This is a genomic window from Sphingobium sp. ba1 (assembly GCF_000743655.1).
Lineage (GTDB): Bacteria > Pseudomonadota > Alphaproteobacteria > Sphingomonadales > Sphingomonadaceae > Sphingobium.
Window position 1 is genome coordinate 1 of record NZ_JPPQ01000036.1, and the last position, 6,376, is coordinate 6,376.

Annotated in this window: 9 protein-coding genes and 1 pseudogene; all 10 read left to right on the forward strand. The window is 66.4% G+C overall.

Annotated features, from left to right (window positions below; genetic code table 11):
• On the forward strand, nucleotides 1-257 hold a 257-nt coding region (locus IL54_RS02450), incomplete at its 5' end, for a type II secretion system F family protein (RefSeq protein WP_037472871.1).
• A gap of 9 nt (nucleotides 258-266) precedes the next feature.
• On the forward strand, nucleotides 267-791 hold the full coding sequence (gene gspG / locus IL54_RS02455; RefSeq protein ID WP_037472883.1) for a type II secretion system major pseudopilin GspG: 525 nt from the start codon (nucleotides 267-269) through the stop codon (nucleotides 789-791).
• 109 nt (nucleotides 792-900) lie between these two features.
• Nucleotides 901-1,350, forward strand: coding sequence for a GspH/FimT family pseudopilin (locus IL54_RS02460; RefSeq protein WP_037472872.1), 450 nt, complete (start codon nucleotides 901-903; stop codon nucleotides 1,348-1,350).
• Between the two features lie 109 nt (nucleotides 1,351-1,459).
• Nucleotides 1,460-1,810, forward strand: a pseudogene (gene gspI, locus IL54_RS02465) (type II secretion system minor pseudopilin GspI); the annotation flags it as partial.
• Entirely contained in the window at nucleotides 1,810-2,511 is a 702-nt protein-coding gene (gspJ, locus tag IL54_RS02470) for a type II secretion system minor pseudopilin GspJ (RefSeq protein ID WP_052027518.1), read from the forward strand. The pseudogene gspI and the gene gspJ, both read left to right, overlap by 1 nt.
• Nucleotides 2,504-3,493 carry a type II secretion system minor pseudopilin GspK gene (gene gspK / locus IL54_RS02475; RefSeq protein ID WP_037472875.1) on the forward strand — a complete coding sequence of 330 codons (990 nt, stop codon included), beginning with the start codon at nucleotides 2,504-2,506 and terminating at the stop codon, nucleotides 3,491-3,493. Before gspJ ends, gspK begins: the two co-directional genes overlap by 8 nt.
• Nucleotides 3,490-4,608, forward strand: a complete 1,119-nt coding sequence (gene gspL / locus IL54_RS02480; RefSeq protein ID WP_037472876.1) for a type II secretion system protein GspL — start codon at nucleotides 3,490-3,492, stop codon at nucleotides 4,606-4,608. The genes gspK and gspL overlap by 4 nt, the downstream gene beginning before the upstream one ends.
• A complete protein-coding gene (gene gspM / locus IL54_RS02485; protein WP_037472877.1) occupies nucleotides 4,605-5,093 on the forward strand; it encodes a type II secretion system protein GspM in 489 nt (162 codons plus the stop codon). The genes gspL and gspM overlap by 4 nt, the downstream gene beginning before the upstream one ends.
• Nucleotides 5,090-5,812 (forward strand): type II secretion system protein N, encoded by a 723-nt coding sequence (locus tag IL54_RS02490; protein WP_037472878.1) that lies wholly within the window; start codon nucleotides 5,090-5,092, stop codon nucleotides 5,810-5,812. Before gspM ends, IL54_RS02490 begins: the two co-directional genes overlap by 4 nt.
• On the forward strand, nucleotides 5,809-6,376 hold a 568-nt coding region (locus IL54_RS02495; RefSeq protein ID WP_037472881.1), incomplete at its 3' end, for a prepilin peptidase. The genes IL54_RS02490 and IL54_RS02495, both read left to right, overlap by 4 nt.

A 6,376-nucleotide genomic window follows, 5' to 3' on the forward strand; every position in this document is an offset into this window, starting at 1 on the left:
CCGCCGCCCTGCGCCGCGCTGGGGTGTTCCCGCCGCTGTTGGTCTATCTTGCGGCGAGCGGCGAGAGCGCCGGGCGGCTGGACACCATGTTGGAGCGCGCGGCGGATTATCTGGAGCGCGAGTTCGACTCGTTCACCTCGACCGCGCTCGCGATGCTGGAACCGATCATCATCATATTGATGGGCGGCATCGTCGCCGTCATCATCCTGTCCATCCTGCTGCCGATTTTGCAGTTGCAAAGCCTGACCGGGGCTTAGGAGTTGAATATGTTTAAGCTAAAATCCGTTCGGGCTGAGCGTGTCGAAGCCCCTTCTTTCTTTTCAGCAAAAGGAGTGCCCTTCGACAGGCTCAGGGCGAACGGAGATAGTAGGCGGGGAGAGGATGGCTTCACCTTGGTCGAACTGATGGTGGTGATCGTCATCATCGGCCTGCTGGCGACGATCGTGGCGATCAATGTCATTCCCGCGACCGACACTGCGCGGGTCGAGAAGGCAAAGGCCGACATTTCCACGATCGAACAGGCGCTGGAACAATATCGGCTCGACAATCTGACCTATCCGGCCGGGTCCGACGGGTTGCAGGCGTTGCTCAATCCGCCCGCGTCGCTGGCCCAGCCGCAGCGTTATCGTCGCGGCGGCTATATCAAGAAGCTGCCCGACGATCCGTGGGGCCGCGCCTATGTCTATACCGTGCCGGGGCGCAAGGGCGCGTTCGACATCAGTTCGCTGGGCGCGGATGGCCAGCCGGGTGGCGAGAGTGAAAATGCGGATATTTATTCCAGCGAGATGTAACTCATCTGCCGTTCGCTTCGAGCGTGTCGAGAAGCGTTTAGCTTCGCTGAACTCGGCTCTGCCTCGTTTCTCGACTTCGCTCGAAACGAACGGATGTGGGTTCAACTTTGTGCGGCGTTCCGCCCAACAGGGTTTCACGCTTGTGGAACTGATGGTCGTGCTCACGATCATCGGTTTCATTTCGGCTGCCGTCGTCATGGCGATGCCCGATCCGCGCGGGCGCGTGATCGAGGATGCCGACCGCTTTGCCGCGCGCGTTGCCGCCGCGCGCGACGAAGCGGTCGTCACGGCTGCGCCGATGGGATTGTGGGTGTCGGCGTCAGGCTATGGTTTCCAGCGTCGCGAGGAGGGGCGATGGGTGCCGTTGGAGGACAAGCCGTTCGTCACGGCCAACTGGAAGGGCGGCACGCGCGCGCTGGTGGGCAAGGACGGACGGCAACAGATTGGCTTTGACGGCACGGGGCTGCCGACCGATCCGCTGACCGTCACGCTCGCGCGCGAAGGCGAGCGGGTGTCGGTAACGGTCGATATGGCTGGGAAGGTCATGGTCGGTGGGTAAGCTGCCATCCCCTCCGCTGTCATGCCGGGCTGGACCCCGCGTCCACGGCGACAGAGGGCAGCGCTTTGCGCCCTGGACCCCGGATCAAGTCCGGGGTGACGGAAAATGTGAACGTGGCTTTACGCTTTTGGAGATGCTCGTCGCGCTGGCGGTTTTCAGTCTGGCGGCATTGGCGCTCGTGCGGTTGCAGGGGGTGACCCTGCGCACGGCGGCCGATCTCGACAGCAAGGCGCTAGGTCAGATCGTCGCGCGCAACCTGATGGTCGAGGTGCAGAGCGATCCTTTGCCGCCAGCCGTCGGGGAAGAAGAAGGCGACGTCGCCAATGGCGGGCGGAACTGGCGTTGGCACCGGATCGTCAAGCCGACCGACGACCAGCGGCTGTTGCAGGTGGACCTGACGGTGGACGGGCAGCCAGGCGCGTCGCCGGTGGTGCTGAGTTTCGTACGGGTGGTCGAGTGATGCATTGCGCGCGCATCCATCCGTTCGGGTCGAGCGATGGCTTCTCGACTTCGCTTGAAGCGAACGGAGAGAGTGGTCCGGACGCTGGCTTCACGCTGATCGAACTGCTTGTCGCGCTGATGATCTTTGCGATGCTGGCCAGTGCAGGCGTGTTGTTGCTGGGGAACAGCGTGTCAGCGCAGGCGCAGATCAAGGCGCGGCTGGACGATATGGCCGCGGTCCAGCGCGCGGGCGGGGCGCTGGCGGGCGATCTGGGGCAGGCGGTGCCGCGCATTACCCGTACGGAGAGCGGCACGCTTGCGCCGGCCTTTTGGGCAAATGGGGAAGGCGAAGGCCAGCCGGTGATGCAGTTCGTGCGCGGCGGTTGGGACAATCTGGGCGATTTGCCCCGGCCTTCGCTGCAAAAGATCGAATATTGGGTGCGGCAGGGGCGGCTGGAGCGGCGCAGCTATGCGCAACTGGATGGCGCGGCGGGCGATGAACCGGCGGCGCTGCTGGAAAATGTCGAAGCGGTCGTGCTGAAATTTCGCGATGCGCAGGGCAAATGGCGCGACGATTGGACCCCGACCCAGCCCGACCTTCTCCCCCGTGCGGTGGAGATGGTGTTGAAGCGGACGGGCGAACCGCCGGTCACCTTGCGCTTCCTGGTCGCGCCCGGCCCGATCGAGCAACCGATCATCGAAGGCGCAACCGGTGCCTGATCCGCGCAAGCCCAATGAACGCGGGGCGGCGTTGCTGACGGTATTGCTGCTGGTGGCGGTCATGTCCGTCGTCGCCGCGACGGCGCTTGAACGGGTGGCGCTGGCCACGCGCATGACGGGCAATGGCGGGGCGATCGATCAGGCGCGGGCCTATGCCGACGCCGGGACGCAGATTGCGCGGATGCGGATCGGCGATCTGGTCGCGTCCAATCCGGCCAGGATCACGCTGGCGGGTGGATGGATGGGTACGCCCCAGAGCATTCCCGTCCCCGGCGGCATCGCGACCGCGCGGGTGACCGATGGCGGCAATTGCTTCAATCTGAACAGCGTCGTGACGGGCGAGAGCGAGGCCAGCCTGAAGGTCCGGCCGATCGGCGTATCGCAATTCCAGGCCTTGCTTCAGGCGCTGGGTGTCGATGCGCGACAGGCGCAGGGGGCTGCGGCTGCGCTCGCCGACTGGATCGATAGCGACAGCGTTGCGCAGCCAGGCGGTGCGGAGGATGAAACTTACGCCCAGGCCCCGCGCCCCTATCGCGCGGCAAACCGATTGATGGTCGATGCCAGCGAATTGCGCGCGGTCAACGGCATCACGCCTGCCATTTACGATCTGGCGCGGCCATGGGTTTGCGCTTTGCCCGTCACGGATTTGTCGCCGATCAACATCAATACGCTGCTACCGACGCAGGCACCGCTATTTGCGATGCTGTTGCCGGGGCAATTGTCGGTGGCGCAGGCGCGGCAATTGCTGGCGCAGCGGCCACCGGACGGCTACGGCAGCACGGTGCAATTCTGGGCTATGCCTTCGCTTAGCGGCCTGTCGCCGATGACCGAGGTGGCGGAGCAGGTCAAATTGACGACGGGGTTTTTCGAAGTGGACGTGTCGGTGAATGTCGGGGGAACGCAATTGGTGGAGCGCGCGCTGATCGACGCGCGGGAAAACCCGGCGACGATCGTGCGGCGCAGCTGGGGCGCGGGCGCATGAGCGCACGCGATGCCTTGATCGTCTTTCTGCCCGAAGCGGAAGAGACGGAGCCGCACTGGATGCGGGTGATCGACGGCGCGCTGGTGCAGTCGGGCGTTGGCGCCAATTGGCTCGCCGCGTGCGGCATTGCCGCCTTGCCCGATCAGGCGCGGGTGATGTTGGTGCTGCCGGCCGCTTTGGTGGCTTTGCACTGGACCGCCCATCCCGATCTGCCGGTGCGGCAGGGGCGGGCGGCGGCGCGGTTGGCGGCGCTGGCGGGTGGCATCGCACCAGCGGACCAGTTGTTCGCCGCCCCTTGCGCCAATGAAGACCCCGCTCGGCCGCATATCATCGCGCTCGCCAGCCGCGCCGACGTGCAGCATTGGTTGCTATGGTCGCAGCATCATGGGCTGGACCCCGATCTGATCGTCCCGGCGGCGCTGTTGCTGCCTGAGCCGGAAGACGGCTTTGCGCGGGGCGAGATTGGTGGCGCAACCGTGCTGCGCGGTGTGGACATGGCGCTGACTGGCGACATGGCGACGGACGCCCTGGTCGGCGATGCACCGATTGCCGATATGTCGCCTGGTTTGATCGAGGGGCGCGCCATCACCGCGCTCGACAATCCGCCGCTTGATCTGCGTCAGGGCGATTTTGCCAAGCGGGTGCGGCGGTCGATCGACCAGCGGGTGATTGGGCGGATTGCCCTCTGGAGTGGCCTGATCCTGCTCGCGAGCCTCTTGATTGCGCTCATCGGCATTGCGAAAAATTATGGCGAGGCCAGCCGCCTTGACGGGGACAGTCTGGCGCAGGCGCAGCAAGTGCTGCCGGGCGCCAGTGATCCGGCGCAGGCACTGGCCGAGATGGAAGGGCAGCTTGCCGCGCGCGGTGCGGGTGGGCGTGCCTTTACCGCACCGGTTGCCGGATTGCTGAGCGCGATGCAGGATGCGCCGGGTGTGGCGCTGACCAGCCTGTCGCGCGACCCGGACGGGATGGTGCGCGCGACGCTGGCCTCGGCCAAGGCCGACGACATCAACATCGTGCTGCTCGCGCTCCAGGCGGCGGGCTTCACGATCACGGCCACCCCATCGCAGGATCCGGGCGGGCGAACGCTGGCGGATATCACGGTGCGGTCATGATGGAACGGATGAAGAGCCTTTGGGCCGAACGCTCGGCGCGCGAACAGGTGATGCTGGGCGTGATGTTCGCGCTGCTGGCGGGCGTGATCCTGTGGTTCGGGGTGGCGATGCCGCTCGACCGGGCGCAGGTTGCAGCGCGTGATGACTTGCGCGTCGCGACCGACCGCAATGCGGCGGTGCGGGCAGCAGTCAAGCAGTTGAAGGCATTGCCGCGCAATGCGCAGGCGGCAGGACCGAGCGCGCCGATCGATCAGTTGGTTGGCCAGAGCGCGGGCGAGGCGGGATTGATGCTGGAGCGGGCGCAAGCGCAAGGGGCGGACCGGATGGATATCGCGATCGCCTCGGTTCGCCCGGTGGCGCTGTTCAGTTGGCTCGCTACGCTGGAAGCGCAAGGCGTGCGCGTCGATACGATGAGCGCCCGGCCTGCGCCTACGGCGGGCAGCGTGTCGGTGCAGGCCGTGCTTGCACGCGGGAACGGACAATGATGGGCCTGACCCTGTCGCGTCGGATGCGGATCATCCTGCTCGTCACGCTGGCGCTTGGCTTGCTGATCTTCCTGCCGATGCGGGTTGCGCTTGGCCTTGCCGGGTTGGAGCGCCTTGGTGTCGCTGCACGGGAAGTGCGGGGGACGGTGTGGAGCGGGCGGATCGACCAGTTGATGCTGGGTGAGATGCCGATGGGCAGCGTGCGCGCGGGTCTTTCGCCCCTTGCCCTGCTGACCGGCCGGGCACGGTTCGACATAGAGCGGCGCAACGGCCTGGCCGACGATATTGGCGGCGCGCTGACGGTCGGCTTCGGCCGGATCGGCATCGACGATGTGACGGGCGCGGTGCCGCTGGGTCGCACCTTTGCGCCGCTGCCGGTCGGCAGCCTGATGCTGGAAGATGTCAGTGCCAATTTCGCCGGCGATCGCTGCGGCCATGCCGAGGGGCGAGTGCGGGCGCGGATGGCGGGGCAATTTCCCGGTCTCAACCTGACGCAGGGGCTTTCGGGCGTCGTCAGCTGCGATGGCGATGCCTTGCTGCTGCCGCTGGTCAGCCAGTCGGGGATGGAAAAGCTGACCCTGCGCATCTGGCGGTCGGGACGCTATTCTGCTGAAATGCGGGTGGAGACGGCGGATCCGACACTGGCCGGGGCGTTGGGGCTGGCGGGCTTTGCGGCTGTTGGCAACGGGCAGCTGCTCAAGGTCGACGGCACATTGTGATCGAGCCGGTCGCGGCGCTGATCGGCGGGCTGGCGGGCGCTATTCTCGGCAGTTTTCTCGCGACGCTGATCTTGCGCTGGCCGCAGGGACGCAGCGTGATGCGGGGGCGATCGGCCTGCGACGGGTGCGGGCGGACGCTTGGCGCGCGGGATTTGATACCGTTGGTCAGCGCGATGATGCAGCGCGGGCGATGCCGTAGTTGTGGGGCAGCGATCGATCCTTTGCATGGCCGGGTCGAAGCAGGGTGCGCGGTGATTGGCGCGGTCGCGGTGGGCGTGATGCCCAATTTGGGTGGCATCGGCTGGGCTGTGTTCGGGTGGGTGCTGCTGACCCTGGCGGTGCTGGACTGGCGGCATTTCTGGCTCCCCGATGCGCTGACGCTGCCGCTGGCCTTTCTGGGCTTTACCATCGGATTGTGGGCGAGCGACGTCACGCTTGTCGATCGCGCCATTGGTGCAGCGGCGGGCTATGGCGCGCTACTGGCCATTGCGCTGGGCTATCGGGCGGTGCGGGGGCGGGACGGGCTGGGCCTGGGCGATGCCAAGCTGCTGGGCGCGCTCGGCG

What these genes read in the sequence shown, in the direction of transcription:
- gspG (WP_037472883.1), top strand. Translation starts at nt 267, where the DNA reads ATGTTTAAGCTAAAATCCGTTCGGGCTGAGCGTGTCGAAGCCCCTTCT.
- gspJ (WP_052027518.1), top strand. Translation starts at nt 1,810, where the DNA reads ATGCATTGCGCGCGCATCCATCCGTTCGGGTCGAGCGATGGCTTCTCG.
- gspL (WP_037472876.1), top strand. Translation starts at nt 3,490, where the DNA reads ATGAGCGCACGCGATGCCTTGATCGTCTTTCTGCCCGAAGCGGAAGAG.
- gspM (WP_037472877.1), top strand. Translation starts at nt 4,605, where the DNA reads ATGATGGAACGGATGAAGAGCCTTTGGGCCGAACGCTCGGCGCGCGAA.
- IL54_RS02490 (WP_037472878.1), top strand. Translation starts at nt 5,090, where the DNA reads ATGATGGGCCTGACCCTGTCGCGTCGGATGCGGATCATCCTGCTCGTC.